Raw genomic sequence first — 15839 nt, 5'->3', positions numbered from 1 at the left:
CATCGATCGCTGGCGTCGCTTGCGCCCCACGCGTGCTGAACTGCGGTTTTGCCGCGTGTCCCACAGTGAACCGGCAGATCGGTGAGTTAATGTGACCCCAATGCGTGCACCGACCGGAGGAGGAGCAGATGCGTGAGCTCCGCGTCGTCGGGGTGGAAACCGACGGCTCCCATGTCATCTGCCAGGACCCGCAATCGGGCGAGAAATTCCGGATCGCCTCCGACGAACGCCTCCGCGCCGCCGCCCGCGGCGACATCTCACGACTGGGACAGATCGAGATCGAGATGGAGAGTGCATTGCGGCCACGCGAGATCCAGGCACGAATCCGAGCGGGTGCAACCGTCGCCGAGGTGGCGGCCGCAGCCGGGGTGGGTGTGGACAAGATCGAACGCTTCGCCCACCCGGTCCTCCTCGAACGCAGCCGCGCCACCGAACTCGCCGGCGCCGCGCATCCCATCCGCCATGACGGCCCGGCAGTGGCGACCCTTGTCGAATCGGTCGCCGAGGGACTCCTCGCCTACGGCCAGAATCCCAACGACGCCGACTGGGACGCATGGAAGGGCGACGACGGGTACTGGGTGGTTCAGGTCGCGTGGAGCGTCGGACGCACCGACAACCTGGCGCACTGGCGTTACCAGCCGGGATCGCACGGTGGCAGCGTCGACCCGCTCGACGACCTGGCCGACGAACTCACCCATCCCGAGACCATCGCGCCCCGTCGTCGGCTGACCCCGGTCGCCACCCCCGAAGTCGCGGTCGAGACGACCCCGGACGGACGCGAAGAGGTCACCATCGACGCGGCCTCGATCATCGGTGCGCAGCGCGCCCGGCACGACCGCCGCACCGCGGCCGAGGACGACGGCGCCGTGCCGTTCGACTTCGGATTCGACGACGAGCCGTCCGCCGACACCGCCGAAGCCTCGGACACGGACGACGCGGCGGCCACTTCCAACGCCGACGACGCCGACGCCGACGAATCGGTGCCCGCACCGTCGTCCGGCCCCGAACGTCCGCGCCGCAAGAAGGCACGTAAACCGGCGGTCCCGGCGTGGGAGGATGTCCTGCTCGGCGTGCGCAGCAACGGGAACAGCTGAGTGTCCTCCGCGCGCGCGGCGACGGTCTGGTTCATCGACACCGACGACCCGGCCGCGATTCTCCGCTCGCATCCGGCCAACGACTCGCAGCACGCCCAGCAGGTTGCGACGACCGTCTTCGGTGACAGCGTCCTGGTCCCTCTCGTCGACACCGATCTCGCGTCCGCTGCCGCGGTCCGCGACACCCACGTCTACGCCGGGTTCTACGGCCCGCTCGCCGTCGTGTCGTGTTCGCTGTTCGAGACGACCACGCCGTCGACGCTGACCCGCGCGCTCGCGCGGATTCGTCCCAGCGCGACCACAACCCTCCTCTACACCGAGCCCGACTCCTCACTCGGAGTGTTCGCCCGGTGGGAGTCGGGGACGCTTCGACGTTCCTTCGCCGCCGACCCGGTCACCATCCACGAGGACCACGGCCTGCCGTTCACGTTCGAGAAGCCGTTCTGGGGTGGCGAACACCCGCTCAGCCACGCCGAGGGCGTGCCCACCGCACCCATGTCGCTCCCCTTCCATCCCGCGCACCTCGCCGAGGAGTCGAACCGTGCGTGGCTCGGGTTCCGCTATACCCACCCGCTCGCGGAGTCCGATCTCGACCCGGCCCAGATCACCGTCACCTGCTTCGCGTTGCACCCGACCGAATACGAACCGACCGCGGCCGACTACGAGAACTACCGCGCCGCAACGGCTTCGCGCGCCCGGGAGCGGACGGGATCGCCCGGTCAGGACGCTCGCAAGCGCGGGCGCATCCGCGAGTACTTCGGGTTCTAGGGTGCGGGACGTCCCAGCGCGAGCAGCGCGATCGACGACGCGACCCCGGCGAGGAAGCCGAGCAGCAACCCCCACACGACCCACCGCCACACGGGCCGCGCCCGGAACTCCCAGAGGGTCCACCCGAGTCCGCCCGCGACGACCAATACGGCGGCGATTCCGAGGAACCGCAGGATCTCGCCGATGAGCAAGTAGACGCCGACCAAGACGAATGCGGCGAACAGCGCGCACGAGGCACCGACGATCAGCCCCAGGGCCCACGGCGTCGGTTCGACACCCTCCCGCTCGACGGTCACGATCCCATGGTGCCCGACCGGGCCCGCTCGTAGAACGCAACGGCCGCAGCGGTCGCCACGTTCAGCGAGTCGGTGCCTCGGCTCATCGGGATTCGCGCCTTCACGTCGGTGGCCGCCATCGCCGACGCGGTGAGACCGGGGCCCTCCGCGCCGACCAGGAAGCCGACCTTCTCGGCGGTGACGGCTTCGGCCAGTGTCACGGCGGCGGGATCGGGCGTCAACGAGACCAACCGGAAGTCGCGTTCCCGCACCAGGTCCAGCCCGCGCGGCCAGTCGTCGAATCTCGCGAACGGCACGAGCAGTGCGTGGCCCATCGACACCCGCACGCATCGACGGTACAGCGGGTCGGCGCAACCCTGACCGAAAAGCACTGCGTCGACGCCCAATCCGGCGGCGTTGCGGAAGATCGAGCCGATGTTCTCGTGGTCGTTCACACCTTCGAGGATCGCAACGGTCCGCGCGCTCTCGAGGACCTCCGGCACCGTGAGCACGGGCGGTCGGCGCGACACGGCGAGCACGCCGCGGTTGAGGTGGAAGCCGACGATCTCGGCCATGACCTCCGCGGTGGCGCGGAAGAACGGGACACCGGCCAGCCCGGGATCACAGAGATCGGCGTCGAGCTCGTCGAGGCGTTTCGCGACACCGAGGAAGGCGTGGGTCGCGAACCGTGACGCGATCATCCGCTGGGCGACGAGAACACCTTCGGCGATGACCAGACCGCGACCCGGGCGCCCGCCGGGCAGAACCGGGAGATCGGGCCGGCGGTCGACGGAGTTGAGGTCGCGGAAGTCGTCGACGCGCGGGTCCTCCGTGTCGTCGATGTCGATCACGTTCACTGCGAGCCCGGGCACCGCAACAGTCTGCCACCCGGACGAAACCGGCAGCGCACGGGTGTGAAACTGTGGAGGGCGTGACCAGCGATTCGACTCCGATGTCACGTCTGTCCCTCGCCCGCGCCACCGACGCGGACTGGGCCGACATCATCACCACCGATGCCCGCGCGTTCGCCATGCGCAACCCGCTGCCCGACGACGAGGTCGCCGATCTGCGCGGCAAGGTCGCCGACGACGACGTCGTGCTGGTGCGCGACACCGGGTTGGACACGCGGCCCCTCGTCGGGGTGGCGATGTTCTACCGGATGTCGATGTCGCTGCCCGGCGGTGGCGTGTCCGACGCGGCGGGACTGTCGTGGGTCTCGGTGGCGTCGACCCACCGGCGGCGTGGCATCCTCCGCCGCATGCTCACCGAACTCGTCGAGCAGTGGGAATCGGAGAAGTACACCTTCGGAATACTCACCGCGAGTGAGGGCACCATCTACGAACGCTTCGGCTTCGGACCGGCGTGCTTCGCGAACTCGGTGTCGCTGAGCCCGGGCGCCCAGATGCGCGCGGCCCAGCCCGACGATGCCACCGTCCGGTATGCCGACGCCGACGCGGTCGCCGCCGCGATCCCCGACCTCCACGCGCGGTGGACGCTGACCACCCCGGGCGCGCTCACCCGCACCCCCGCCTGGTGGAATCCCATCCTGGCCGACCGGGCGTCGGAGCGGCCGCTGTCGGCGAGCGGTCTGCACTACCTGCTCCACGCCGACGGCTACGCGAGCTATCGCATCTACAAGGACGAGACCGGCGCGGTGCGCGGCGAGGTCAACGAGGTCTTCGCGGTCACCGACGACGCACACACCGATCTGTGGCGCGTCCTGATCAGCCTCGACCTCATCCCCTCGCTCACCGCGACCATCCCGGTCGACGACCCGCTGTCGCAGAAACTCGTGAATCCGCGGTCGGTGTCGGTCACCGGGACCGCCGACACGATGTGGCTGCGCATCCTCGACGTCCCGGCCGCCCTCGGCGCCCGTCACTATGCCGCCGACCTGGACGCCGTGATCGAGGTGACCGACGAATTCCGCGGGCACGGAGGCGTTTTCGACATCTCGGTACGCGAGGGCGGGGCGATCGTCGCACCGGCGAAGTCGGGAGCGACGCCCACCGTCTCGCTCGACATCTCGGTGTTGTCGAGCATCTACCTCGGCGGGATCCGACCCTCGGCCTTCGCGGCGGCAGGACGCCTGCGCGTCGACTCCCCGGCGACGCTGCGTGCGCTGGACCACGCGTTCATGACCGACCGCGCCCCATTCTCGGGCACGTTCTTCTGACCCTTCGAGACGTCCCTCCGCAAGCTCCGGGACTCCTCAGGGAGCGGGATCAGATCGCGCGTGAGCGCGGGACGTCGGTGTCGGCCTGCCCGAGGATCTTGTTGGCGATGCGCACGGCCTCGCGCAGGATGTCCCGCTCCTCGGCGGACAGTTCCGCGAGGCGGTCGCTCAACCATGCCTTGCGGGCGGCGAGTTCGTCGGTCACGACTTCGACGCCTTCCGGGGACAACGTCACGATGGCCTGACGGCCGTCGGTGGGATGGGGTTCGCGCTTGATCATCCCGAGATCCGACAGCGAGGCGATGACCCTGGTCATCGACGGCGGGCGAACCCGCTCGGCGGCCGCGAGCGCACCTGGTGTCATCGGGCCCTCGTGGTGCAGCGTGTTGAGGGCGGACAGCTGAGTGAGCGAGACCAGCTTGTTCTCCCGCCGACCTCGGAGTCGGCGCGCCAGGCGCACCACGGCGAGGGACAGGTCGCCGGACAGACTTCCGTCACCATAAGGTGCATGCATTGCCAAATCGTAGGCCAGGAAATCGGCCTCACTGCCCGTCCGCGACGAAATTGAACCGGGTGGACTACACCGAAACGGGCAAACCCGGACAGACGACCAAGTCCGTCAGCCGATGAGGTCGGAGATCGGTCCGCGCGCGAAGTAGGCGACGAAGATCGCGGCGACGAACCAGAGCAACGGATGCACGGTGCGTGCCTTGCCCGCCGCGGTCGCCATCACGACCCAGCTGATGAAGCCGATGCCGATGCCGTTGGCGATCGAGTAGGTGAAGGGCATCGAGACGACGGTCAGGAAGGCCGGCAGCGCGTAGTCGAGCCGTTTGAAGTCGATGGACGTGAGCTGGCCGATCATCATCGCGCCGACGACCACCAGCGCGGGGGCGACAGCCTCGAGCGGGATCACCTCGTAGAGCGGTGTCAGGAACATCGCCACCAGGAACAGGATTCCGGTCACCACGTTGGCGAGGCCGGTGCGCGCACCTTCGGCGATACCGGACGCGGACTCCACGAACACCGTGTTCGACGACGCCGAGGCGGCACCGCCGGCGATGGCGCCGGTCCCCTCGACGACGAGCGCTCGGCCGATACCGGGCAGGTTGCCCTTCTCGTCGGCGAGCCCGGCCTCCTTGCCGAGGCCGGTCATCGTGCCCATGGCGTCGAAGAAGTTGGAGAGCACCAGCGCGAAGACCAGCACCGATGCCGCGAGCACACCGATCCGGGTGAACGCGCCGAACAGGTCGACGTCACCGACCAGGCTGAGATCGGGCAGACCGCCGAGGGCGCTGGGGATGTCGGGCACGCTGAGACCCCAGCCGGAGGGGTTGTCGACGCTGGACCCGTAATCGAAGATCCGCTCCAGCACGATCGACAGCACCGTCGTGATGGCGATACCGATCAACAGGCCACCGGGGACCCGACGCACCACCAGGACGCCCATCAGCAGCACCCCGACCGCGAAGATCAGTGTGGGGATCGTGGAGATCGAGTTGTCGCTGCCCAGCTGCACCGGGACGGTGGTGCCGGCGGCATCGGGGATGCGCTTGACGAATCCCGCGTCGACGAAACCGATGAAGGCGATGAACAGACCGATCCCCGCCGCGATCGCGGCTTTCAGTTCGGGGGGCACCGCGTTGAACACCGCGGTGCGGAATCCGGTGACGGCCAGCAGGACGATGATGATGCCGTCGACGACCACCAGACCCATTGCCTCGGGCCAGGTCACCTGCGGCGCGATGGACACCGCCAGCAGGCTGTTGATGCCGAGACCCGCCGCGATCGCGAACGGATAGTTGGCGACCAGGCCGAACAGGATCGACATCACGCCCGCGACGAGCGCGGTGACCGCGGCGACCTGCGCCAGCGGCAGGACGTTGCCCAGGACGTCGGTGTTCTTGTCCCCGCCCGGGATACCGCCGATGATGATCGGGTTGAGCACCACGATGTAGGCCATCGTGAAGAAGGTGACCAGGCCACCGCGGAACTCGCGGTTGATCGTCGAACCGCGTTCGGAGATCTTGAAGAACCGGTCGAGCGGGCCGCGCGGGACCGCAGAATCCGGCCCCGGGGTGGTCGCGGGAAAGTCGGGCTCGGTGGGGAGGTTCCCCTTCGACATGTCCGCACCCGGGGTGTCGGAGGACCTCAGATCGCGAGACTCACTCGGCTCATCGTGTGGCACGTTCCGAAAGCTACCCTGTTGTCCATGTCCACGACACTCGAGATCCCCGAACTCCCCCGCGCGTTGCGCGCCCCGGAGCCGGTCATCGTGGTCGGGATGATCGGGTGGGTGGTGGCGACGGTGATCGTCGCGGTCACCGATCTCGGTGGCGACCGCGCGCTACCGGTCTGCCTGGTGGGCCTGGCCGTCGGTCTGCTCGGGACGACGATCGTCCTCGTCCAGCGCGCCGGTGTCCGACGCGGTGATCGAGGCGCGCAGGAAGGTCTCGACTAGCTTCTGTCCGGTTCGGCCCTGTCCGGTTCTGCCCTGTCCGATTCTGCGGCCGCGGCGAATTCGTCGACCCCCGGTTCGTGTTCGAGGACGCGACCGGGTCCGAACAGCAGGGCGACGAAGTAGAGGCCGCCCGCCGCGATCAGCCCGAGCACGATCAGAGTCGGCACCCGCGCGTCGTCGGGCGTGACGAGTACGAACAGGGCGACCCCCACCCAGATCAGCGCGGCGACCGCGACCGGCATCTCTAGGCGTCCGAGACTGAACCCACCGGACTTGCGCTCCAGACGCTTTCGGACGACCAGGTACAGCACGACGGTCCCGCCGTAGATGAGCGCGGGCAGAATCGTCGACGCGATGATCAGCTCGATCAGCGCAGCCCCGGGCAGGGCCAGCATCAGCACCACCCCGACGCCGAGGATGAGCAGCGTCGCCGGCACGGGGGTCTGGGTCCGGGGGTTGACCCTGGCCATCAGCCGGTGCGCCGGGAAGCGCCGGTCGCGGGCCATCGCGAAGACCTGCCGGGCGCAGGCCGCCATCACCACCATGCCGGCGCCGAACATCGCGAAGACGATGCAGGCGAGCAGGATTCGCTCGGCGACCGGCCCGAGTTGTTCCCGGATGATCGCGGCGACCGGCGACCCGTCGGCCGTGACCGCCTCTACGTCCTCGATCGCCGTGGTCAGGACGATGAGGAAGACCAGTCCCAGGACCGCGGCGGCCACCACCGATCCGACGATCGCCCGGGGCACGCTGCGGAACGGATCCTTCGCCTCTTCGGCGAGGTTGGCCGCGGAATCGAACCCGACCAGGGTGGTGAGTCCCATGACCATCGCGGCCATCATCCCGCCACCGATCGCCCAGTAGTCCGGCGCACCGGCGGCCACCCCTTCGGACATTAAATTGCCCGGGTGACCGCTTCCGCTGAACACCATCACCGCCGCGAGCACCAGGATCAGGATCGCCACGATCGCCAACTCGACCGCGACCGCGCCGGAGGTGAACAGGCCGAGCAACCGGGTCGAGGCGATCACCAGCACGGCCTGGATGACGAGCACGACGAGCGTGATGACGCGGGCGACGTCCTCGTCCTCGGCCATCCCGGCGAGCGGCATCAGCGCCTGACTGGCCAGCGCGTTGTCCATGGCGACCACGCCGATCGCCAGGTACCAGAAGCTCAGCCAGCCGAAGAACCAGCCGATCTTCGGGTTCGCCAGCCTCGACGCCCACTGATACGACGACCCGCTCAGTGCGATCCGGGCGGCGAACTGGGCGACGACCAGCGCGATCAGGGTCTGGCCTACCGCGGCGGCGATCCACAACCAGATCCCGACCGGACCCGCCGTGGTGAGCACGCTGCCGTAGGTGGCGAAGATCCCGACCGCGACGGAGATGAACGCGAAGGAGATCGCGAACACCGCGAACCCGCCGAGCGTCCGGCGCAACTCCGGACGGTAGCCGCTGATGCGGATCTCGTCGGGTGATCCGCTGCCGGCACCCGCCGGGGTGACCACGTCCTCCGCCATGGCGGTCCCTTTCGTCGGGTGGTTACACGAGCAGGTCGTCCAGCCGTTGCGCGATGATCCCGACCGCGTATCCGAGACGTTCGAACGCCTTGTTGGTGGTCTGGCCGTGGTAGTAGCGGTAGTAGATCTGCTGGGCGATCACCCCCGCCCGGAACAGTCCGAACACCTCATACCAGCGCCAGCGTTCCGGTGTCATGTCGAATCCCATGCGCTCGCAATAGTTCTCGACGAACTCGGCACGACTGAGCATGCCGGGCAGGTGCGTCGGGACACGTCGCATGAGCTGCATGGCATCCGGGTCGTCGGCCTGGATCCAGTAGGCCATCGAACCCGCGACATCCATCAGGGGATCGCCGAGGGTCGCCATCTCCCAGTCCAGGATGCCGATCACCCGCGTGGGATCGTCCTTGTCGAGGACGACGTTGTCGAGCTTGAAGTCGTTGTGGATGACGCAGTTGGCGACGTCGTCGGGCTGGTTGTCGGCCAGCCACGTCATCGTCGACTCGAAGTCGGGCACGTCATCGGTGTGCGCGTTGCGGAATCGCGCCGACCAGCCCTCGACCTGCCGTCGCACATAACCCGGCCCCTTGCCGAGATCGGCGAGTCCGGTCGTGCTCGGATCGACCGAGTGGACCTCGACCAGGGTGTCGATGAAGTTCAGACAGAGCCGGCGTGCCTGCTCGGCGTCGAGCGGGACGTCGGCGGGCCACTCGGTCCGCGGGATGACACCGTCGATGCGGCCCATCACGTAGAAGTCCGCGCCCAGGACCGACTCGTCGTCGCAGAAGGCGATCATCGGCGCGATGTAGCGGATGGCGGTCGCGAGTTCGGACTGGATCCGGTACTCGCGTGCCATGTCGTGCGCGCCCCGCGCCTTGGTACCCCGGGGCGCCCGGCGCAGGATCAGGTCCTTGGACGGATAGCGCAGCAGGTACGTGAGATTCGAAGCGCCACCGCCGAATTGTCGAACTTCCGGCACGGCGTCGAGACCGGTCGGGTCCGCGGCGTTGGCCTCCAGCCACTTCGCCATCGCCTCGACGTCGAATGCATCCTCGGCGCGGACCTCGCCCGCACCGGCCACCTCGTTGGTCATCCTCGTCCCCCGATCAGCGGTACTTGCCGAACTCGATGCGCGCAACCACGTTGCGGTGCACCTCGTCCGGACCGTCGGCGAGTCGGAGCGACCGCGCGCCCACCCACGCCTGCGCGAGCGGGAAGTCGTCGGTGAGACCGGCACCGCCGTGCAACTGGATGGCGAGGTCGATGACGTCGAGTGCCATGTTGGGCACCTCGACCTTGATCTCGCTGACCGCCGACAGGGCTTCGCGGGACATGCCCTGGTCGAGCAACCAGGCCGCGTGGTGGACGAGCAACCGTGACCGGTTGATCGCGATGCGAGCGTCGGCGATGCGCTCGCTGTTGCCACCGAGCCGGGCGAGCTGCTTGCCGAACGCCTCCCGCGAGAGTGCGCGACGCACACCGAGTTCCAGCGCCCGCTCGGCGAGTCCGATCGCCCGCATGCAGTGGTGCACGCGACCCGGACCGAGCCGGCCCTGGGCGATCTCGAAGGCGCGGCCGGGTCCGAGCAGGATGTTCGACGCCGGGACGCGCACGTTGTCGAAGCTGACCTCGCCGTGGCCGAACGGCTCGTCGAAGTAGCCCATGGTGGTGAGCATCCGGTCGATCGTGACCCCGGGGGCGTCGATCGGGATGAGCACCATCGTGTGCCGCGACTTCCGGTCGGCCTCGGCGTCGGTGACGCCCATGAAGATGAGCACCTTGCAGTCCGGGTGGCCGACACCGGTGGAGAACCACTTGGTCCCGTTGATGACGACGTCATCGCCGTCGAGTACGGCGGTCGCGGCCATGTTGGTGGCGTCCGACGACGCGACGGCCGGCTCGGTCATGCAGAAGGCGCTGCGGATCTCGGCGGTCAGAAGGGGTTCGAGCCACTGTTTGCGCTGCTCGTCGGTGCCGTAGCGCAGCAACACCTCCATGTTGCCGGTGTCGGGGGCGTTGCAGTTGAAGATCACCGGCGCGAGCCCGGACGATCCCATCGCCTCCGCGATCGGCGCATACTCGGAGTTGGTCAACCCTGCCCCGCCGTCGGTGCCGAAGTCGGCGGCATAGCGGCCGGCGTGCTCGGCGGGCAGGAAGAGGTTCCACAGCCCCTCCGAGCGGGCCTTCTTCTGCAATTCGGCGATGATCGGCGACGGCGTCCACGGGTTGCCGTTCTCGTCGCGGCGGGTCTTGATGTCCCGATGGATCTCGGGTTCGACCGGCTCGATCTCGGTGGTCACGAAGGTGCGCACGCGTTCGGTGAGTTCGGCCGACCGCGCTGACGGAGAGAAATCCATACCCGACCGTATCGCGATGAACCGATTACCCGTCATCGTTCCGAACAAACCGGCGCGGCGTCGGGCACCGTCACTTCCAGTACAAGGTCGTCCGCTCCGGTCCGGCCGTGGTGCTCACCATTTTCGCGAAGCAGTTGTCCGGGCCGAATCCCTGGGCGCGACACCAGTTGTTGGCCTCGACCGGGCCCGGGAAGGTCGCCGCGGCCACCGTCACCCACCAGCCGCGGTACGAGAACACCGGCCACTCGTCGCTCCACAGGAGCCGAACGTCGTTGAATCGCAACCGGAGTGCCAGGAACTCGTCGAGGATGGCCTGGTCGGTCCAGGTCCGCCCCTCGGCAACGAGACCCGGCCGTTTGGAGCTCAGCTGCGCCACCCACCGGTTGTTCAGGTTCGCCACGATGAAGGCCCGATCGGCGTCGGCCTGCAGACGGAGGGCGCTGACGCTGCTCGCCGTCACGTCGGCTCCGGCCGGGAACGACGCCCCGGTGGCGGTCGACGACGCGGCCGTTCCCGACTGCGGAGTCGCGAGTTTCGGCGCGGCCCCGGAGGTCGGGCCCTTGTCGCAGTCGACGAGGTAGCGGCCGTCGCCGGCCGCACTCCCCTGGGCACCGAGCGTGTCCGGCAGCCGGAAGAAGCTCCCGGGCGGATAGGTGAGTTCCATCGTCAGCGCCTCGCCCGCCCCGTCGAGCGAGGGCACCGCGACCGGTGCCCGCTGGAAGTCGAAGTTCCCCGACGCGACGATGCCGCTGCCGTCGGTGATGGTGATGCGTGTCTGCGGCCCGTACAGGACGTCGCCGCCGGGACACTTCGCGGTGACCTTCATCGTCACGCCCAGCCCGCCCGCCGACGTGCGGAACGACTGCGGCGTGAACACCGGGGGCGCCCCGCACGGCGTGACGTATTCGGGTTCGCCGCCGTCGGCGGTGTCGGCCTCGCGAGTCGTGCCCGGAACGATCGCCTCCGGACCGGTGGGCGCGAAGCCGGTGATCGTGGTCGCGGTCATCGTGATCAGGCGGTCGCCGACGGCGAACGTCAATGCCGGACGCGGTTCGGTGACACCCGCGGCGGGGGTGTTGCCGATCGTGGACGGGGGCATCGACCACACCGGCGCACCGCCCACCAGATCCAGGGCGGTCACGCCGCCGTCGGCCATGGGCGCGATGAGGCGTTCGCCGTCGGTGACGGCGTGGCCGGTCGACCCGTAGACCGGCCCGGTCGGAGTCGTCCACAACGTCTGGCCGGAGATGGCATCGACTGCGGTGACAGCGTCGTGCGTCGTCCACACGACTTCACGGTCATCGGCCAGCACGACGGTCGGCGAGGTGTGGGCCGGGAGATCAGTCGTCGTCCAGATCCGCGCCCCGTCCGCGACGTCAGTGTATGCACCGTCGATGAGCACACGCCCGCTCTGAGTCGGAGTCATGACAGCAGCGGACTCCACGCTCATACCCGCCAAGTCGCTGGTGGTGCCGTCCGGCCGGACCACGACGACCGGACCATTCGTCGGTGTGCCGCTTGTCATGCTGCCCGTCACCACGAGGACCGATCCGTCCGCGCGCGGCACCATCCCGGTGCGGCCCGGACTAGTGAAGATCTCCCGGCCGTCGTCGGCCGAGATGACGGCGACCACGCCGTCGGCGCTGGCGACGAGCTCGTCGGTGGCGATGAACTGCGAGGCGTCCCCGCTCGGAAGCGCTTCGGGCAGGTCGATCGTGCGCTGCCACTCCACGCCTCCTGGTGTCACCTTGTGGAACACGACCTGGCGTTCGTTGCCACCACTGAAGTCGCGGACGAACGCCGCCTTCCCGTTGAACGCGATCCCGAACGCCTGCGGCGGAGCGGGAGCACGGCCGATCTCGCGACCTGTCCGGACGTCGACGAAATACGCGGCGCCCCGACCCAGGCAGGCGATGGTGCTGTCCACGATGGAGTCCGAGCACCCGGACACGGGTTCGTCGAACGACCATTTCCCGCCGGACTCGGTGTCTATCCCGATGGGCCGCAGTGCCGGGCCGTTCGTGGAGTCACCTACCTGCACGAGCGTCACCAATGTGTGGTCGTCGTGGACCGCACCCTGAGTCCTGTACGTCGCCTCGAGCGGCAGACCGGAGACGTACCCCGTACCACCCAACGAACTCGCGTCGACGCTCCAGGCTGGACTCGGCGCGGTCGGGAACGAACCGGTGAGCTGACCGGCGACGAGGTCCGGCGTTTCGTCGGAATTGCCACTCGACGAGGACACCTTCCACCACACGACGCCCCCGAGGACCAGCGCGAGGACACAGACCAACGCGACGCCCGTGATCAGGTACGCGCGCCGATTGGACCTGCGCGGGTACCCGGGCTGGGGATATCCGGGCTGGGGATATCCGGGCTGGGGGTACCCCGGTGGTGGATAACCCGGCGGTGGGTAGCCCGGCGGTGGGTAGCCGTACTGGGCTTGTCCGGGTGGCGGAGGATAGCCACTCGGCGGCTGCTGATACGGCGGTGGGTACTGCGGCGTCGGACCTGTCTGCGTGGCGGCGTAGGGGTCCGGCGCCGGGGCCTTGTTCAGTGACACCCCCGGGACCACCGTCGGGCGGGCAGGTTGGATCGTCGTCGGCGACTCGTCGCCGTCGGACGATCCGGGCATGGTCGCGTCATCGTCGGGTGGCCCCGGATTCGACATCCGTCCAGTGAATCCCAGTCCGACGCCGTTCGACTGTCCCCCACCCGGGGGAATTTCGGCGTCCGCTCACGCCGACCGAGCAGTTCCCGCATCTGCACAGCGAGCCCGGTGCGCCCCGCCGGCTGAGCACACTGGCGCTCGCCGAGCGACCGTCGAGGCCTTCGTTCGTGACAAACCCACCACTTTTCGACCGGGAATCGAAACGGGTGTGACTGAAGTTCATCACTGTCAACGATCTGCGCCCAGTCAACGAAAAGCGCTGCACAGTCGATGAATTCGCGGTTCTCGGCCTGTGGAATTCCCTCGAAATCGAACGAATGTTCCGGTACCTTGGAGTCATGCCAGAGCTCGCCACTCTCCTCGATCAACTCATCGAGACCACCCCACCCGCCGACGACCCCACGGGCCGAGCAACATTCGACGCGCTCGAGACGCTGCGCTTGATCCGCAACACCGTCGACCACCAGATCGTCACCCACGCAGCACAACTCGACGAACTCGGCGTCGCTCAGAAAGCCGGCGGCACCACCAAGAAGTTGCTGATCGAGTCAGGTCATGCACCGGCCGCTGCTCTTCGCACCATGCGGAGTGTCGATGCCCTCTCGGCGTTGCCCGCGCTGGCTCGTCACGCCGCCGACGGGCGACTCTCCGGCGAGATCGTCGATGCCATCGTGCGAGGCATGAATGAAATCGAGAAACGTTGTGGCGACGCTCTTTCCGAGGATGAACGTTCCCGATATGAATTCGAACTAATTGCCCAAGCGCTCTCAGGTGCTACGCCGACAGACGTGCGCAGGCATGCGCGGGCTATCGGCAACACGCTCGCCGACGCCTCCGAGACAGCAGTCCCGGCGTCGGACAATGCAAGCTTGAACTCAGTCAATGCACACACCACCGACGACGGCCGCGTCGAAGTCCGCGCCGACCTCACCCAGGTCGTCGGCGAGAAGTTCCAGGCCATGATCGACGAACGATCGTGTCCACGGCCCGAACCCGACGGCGCCGAAGATCGTCGCACCGCCGAGCAGCGCCGTGCCGACGCTTTCGAGTTGATCCTCGACCAAGCCGCGATCGGCGCGACCATCAATACCGTCGGAAGTCCACGCACGCAACTGCTGCTGACCATCCCCGCCACCGGAGAACTCGCAACGCTGCCGTGGACCGGGACGGTCAGCCATGCCACCGCGAAGCAGGTCTCCTGCGACGGATCCCTGACCGAGATCGTCCTCGACAGTGAGGGCGTACCGCTGCAGATGGGTCACACCCATCGGTTGTATCCGGCGCACCTACGTAAGGCGGTGATCGTCCGCGACGCGTGTTGCGTCAAATGTGGTGCACCACCGTCACATACCCAGGTCCACCACATCAAGTCGTGGGCCGACGGCGGACCCACCGACCTCGACAACGGCTGTTTGCTGTGTCAGCGCTGCCATACGCAGGTCCACCACCACGGCTGGGACATCGTGATGGGATTCGACCGCCATCCCTGGCTCGTCCCACCCGCCAGTATCGACCCGCAACGCCGACCGCTACCCGCCTACAACCGGCGCACGATGCGACTCGACGACGCCGCCTGACCGCTGCCGCCACAGACCACCAGACTTTCGCGTAGCACCTTCCGCACCCGGGCCACACCTGGGACCGCATCAGTCCCTTGACAACTCCACAGTGAACCCCGGTCGATTAGCCCCGCTCGCAACCGGGCGGGCCCCCGGTTGAAAAGCCAGGCGGTCGCACAAGCAGGGGGGGCAATATGAGTCGCATGTCGAACCAAACTGCCCCCGCTTCCGGAGATGTGGCGGCGGATGGTCCGGGTGACCGCGTGGTCTACTGCTGAACCCCGACGAGACCACCGGAGCCGCGGCGTGATTCGTACCGGAGCAGTATCCAAGTACAGAACACCACCCAGATCGCCCCGAACAACCATCCGGCCACGACGTCCGTGGCCCAGTGCACGGCGAGTTGTATTCGGGTGAGGCCGACGAGGATCGACAGCACGGGGGCGATCACGAGGATCCAGCGATGCGCCCGCACCCAGGGCGAGGAGCGAAACGCGGCGACAGCGAACAGCCCGAACACGACCATCGTCATCATCGCGTGCCCGGAGGGGAACGAGAAGGTGTCGATGTTCAGTAGACGGTCTTCGACGGGTGGCCGGTCCCGCGCGAACGAGTACTTGAGTGCCTGCATCAGACCGTATCCGAAAAGCACTCCGGCGCCGACGAAGACCGCGTCGACTCGGTGCCGGGTCACGGCGAGTGTCACCACGACCGCACATGTCAGCACCAACATCGTCACCGTGTTGCCGAGCACCGTCACCACTTCGGCGATCGAGACCCAGGGCTCCGACCGGTTCTCGACCACCCAGTTCAGGATGTTCTCGTCGATCGTCGTCGGAGAGATGAACATCCCGCCACCCTATCCAGGCGTCGCTCAAGTCGCCCTCAAGCACATCGCAAGCGTCACCGCCCACTGTGGTCCTCGAACCCGCCCGACCACGTATCGATGAGGACC

14 protein-coding genes are annotated in these 15839 nt (G+C 68.0%); 5 read left to right on the top strand and 9 right to left on the bottom strand.

From position 1 onward, the window contains the following. Positions 1 to 128 precede the first annotated feature (128 nt). Both sepH and JW364_RS21100 read left to right on the top strand, forming a co-directional pair. Positions 129 to 1094 carry a septation protein SepH gene (gene sepH, locus JW364_RS21105; protein WP_137810787.1) on the top strand — a complete coding sequence of 322 codons (966 nt, stop codon included), beginning with the start codon at positions 129 to 131 and terminating at the stop codon, positions 1092 to 1094. Next, complete coding sequence (locus JW364_RS21100; protein ID WP_068970273.1) at positions 1095 to 1862, top strand: hypothetical protein; 768 nt, start codon at positions 1095 to 1097, stop codon at positions 1860 to 1862. Here JW364_RS21100 and JW364_RS21095 read toward each other — a convergent pair. Then, entirely contained in the window at positions 1859 to 2158 is a 300-nt protein-coding gene (locus JW364_RS21095; protein ID WP_058251607.1) for a DUF2537 domain-containing protein, read from the bottom strand. The two genes, JW364_RS21100 and JW364_RS21095, sit on opposite strands and share 4 nt — an antisense overlap. Further along, positions 2155 to 3009 (bottom strand): RNA methyltransferase, encoded by an 855-nt coding sequence (locus JW364_RS21090; RefSeq protein ID WP_065630757.1) that lies wholly within the window; start codon positions 3007 to 3009, stop codon positions 2155 to 2157. Before JW364_RS21090 ends, JW364_RS21095 begins: the two co-directional genes overlap by 4 nt. Positions 3010 to 3089: 80 nt before the next feature. Between JW364_RS21090 and JW364_RS21085 the strand changes: the two genes are divergently transcribed. Next, positions 3090 to 4313: a GNAT family N-acetyltransferase gene (locus JW364_RS21085; protein WP_137810795.1), complete on the top strand. Its 1224-nt coding sequence runs from the start codon at positions 3090 to 3092 to the stop codon at positions 4311 to 4313. 49 nt (positions 4314 to 4362) lie between these two features. Here the strand turns inward: JW364_RS21085 and JW364_RS21080 are convergent, their stop codons facing one another. Next, positions 4363 to 4827 carry a MarR family winged helix-turn-helix transcriptional regulator gene (locus JW364_RS21080; protein ID WP_137810785.1) on the bottom strand — a complete coding sequence of 155 codons (465 nt, stop codon included), beginning with the start codon at positions 4825 to 4827 and terminating at the stop codon, positions 4363 to 4365. A gap of 105 nt (positions 4828 to 4932) precedes the next feature. Next, the gene (locus tag JW364_RS21075) at positions 4933 to 6501 is read right to left on the bottom strand and encodes an NCS2 family permease (protein ID WP_065630755.1); all 1569 of its coding nucleotides are present in this window, start codon (positions 6499 to 6501) and stop codon (positions 4933 to 4935) included. A gap of 24 nt (positions 6502 to 6525) precedes the next feature. Between JW364_RS21075 and JW364_RS21070 the strand changes: the two genes are divergently transcribed. Continuing rightward, positions 6526 to 6774 carry a DUF2530 domain-containing protein gene (locus JW364_RS21070; RefSeq protein WP_159370284.1) on the top strand — a complete coding sequence of 83 codons (249 nt, stop codon included), beginning with the start codon at positions 6526 to 6528 and terminating at the stop codon, positions 6772 to 6774. Here JW364_RS21070 and JW364_RS21065 read toward each other — a convergent pair. The 4 genes from JW364_RS21065 to JW364_RS21050 form a co-directional block, all read right to left on the bottom strand. Next, positions 6771 to 8297: an APC family permease gene (locus JW364_RS21065; RefSeq protein ID WP_205334255.1), complete on the bottom strand. Its 1527-nt coding sequence runs from the start codon at positions 8295 to 8297 to the stop codon at positions 6771 to 6773. The two genes, JW364_RS21070 and JW364_RS21065, sit on opposite strands and share 4 nt — an antisense overlap. Before the next feature lie 22 nt (positions 8298 to 8319). Beyond that, positions 8320 to 9390 carry a phosphotransferase family protein gene (locus JW364_RS21060; RefSeq protein ID WP_065631958.1) on the bottom strand — a complete coding sequence of 357 codons (1071 nt, stop codon included), beginning with the start codon at positions 9388 to 9390 and terminating at the stop codon, positions 8320 to 8322. Positions 9391 to 9403: 13 nt separating this feature from the next. Further along, positions 9404 to 10654, bottom strand: coding sequence for an acyl-CoA dehydrogenase family protein (locus JW364_RS21055; RefSeq protein ID WP_065631957.1), 1251 nt, complete (start codon positions 10652 to 10654; stop codon positions 9404 to 9406). A 70-nt stretch (positions 10655 to 10724) separates the two neighbouring features. Beyond that, on the bottom strand, positions 10725 to 13289 hold the full coding sequence (locus JW364_RS21050; protein WP_240199418.1) for a PQQ-binding-like beta-propeller repeat protein: 2565 nt from the start codon (positions 13287 to 13289) through the stop codon (positions 10725 to 10727). A 353-nt stretch (positions 13290 to 13642) separates the two neighbouring features. Here JW364_RS21050 and JW364_RS21045 point away from each other — a divergent pair, with 353 nt between their 5' ends. Continuing rightward, positions 13643 to 14902 carry an HNH endonuclease signature motif containing protein gene (locus JW364_RS21045; RefSeq protein WP_205334253.1) on the top strand — a complete coding sequence of 420 codons (1260 nt, stop codon included), beginning with the start codon at positions 13643 to 13645 and terminating at the stop codon, positions 14900 to 14902. 250 nt (positions 14903 to 15152) lie between these two features. Here the strand turns inward: JW364_RS21045 and JW364_RS21040 are convergent, their stop codons facing one another. After that, positions 15153 to 15734, bottom strand: coding sequence for a phosphatase PAP2 family protein (locus JW364_RS21040; protein ID WP_205334252.1), 582 nt, complete (start codon positions 15732 to 15734; stop codon positions 15153 to 15155). Positions 15735 to 15839 lie beyond the last annotated feature (105 nt).

This window comes from Gordonia sp. BP-119, assembly GCF_016924115.1.
In the GTDB taxonomy this organism is placed as follows: Bacteria; Actinomycetota; Actinomycetes; order Mycobacteriales; family Mycobacteriaceae; genus Gordonia; species Gordonia hongkongensis.
Note: the sequence above shows the minus strand (reverse complement) of the source record. Positions and strands in the feature narration are given on the sequence as shown.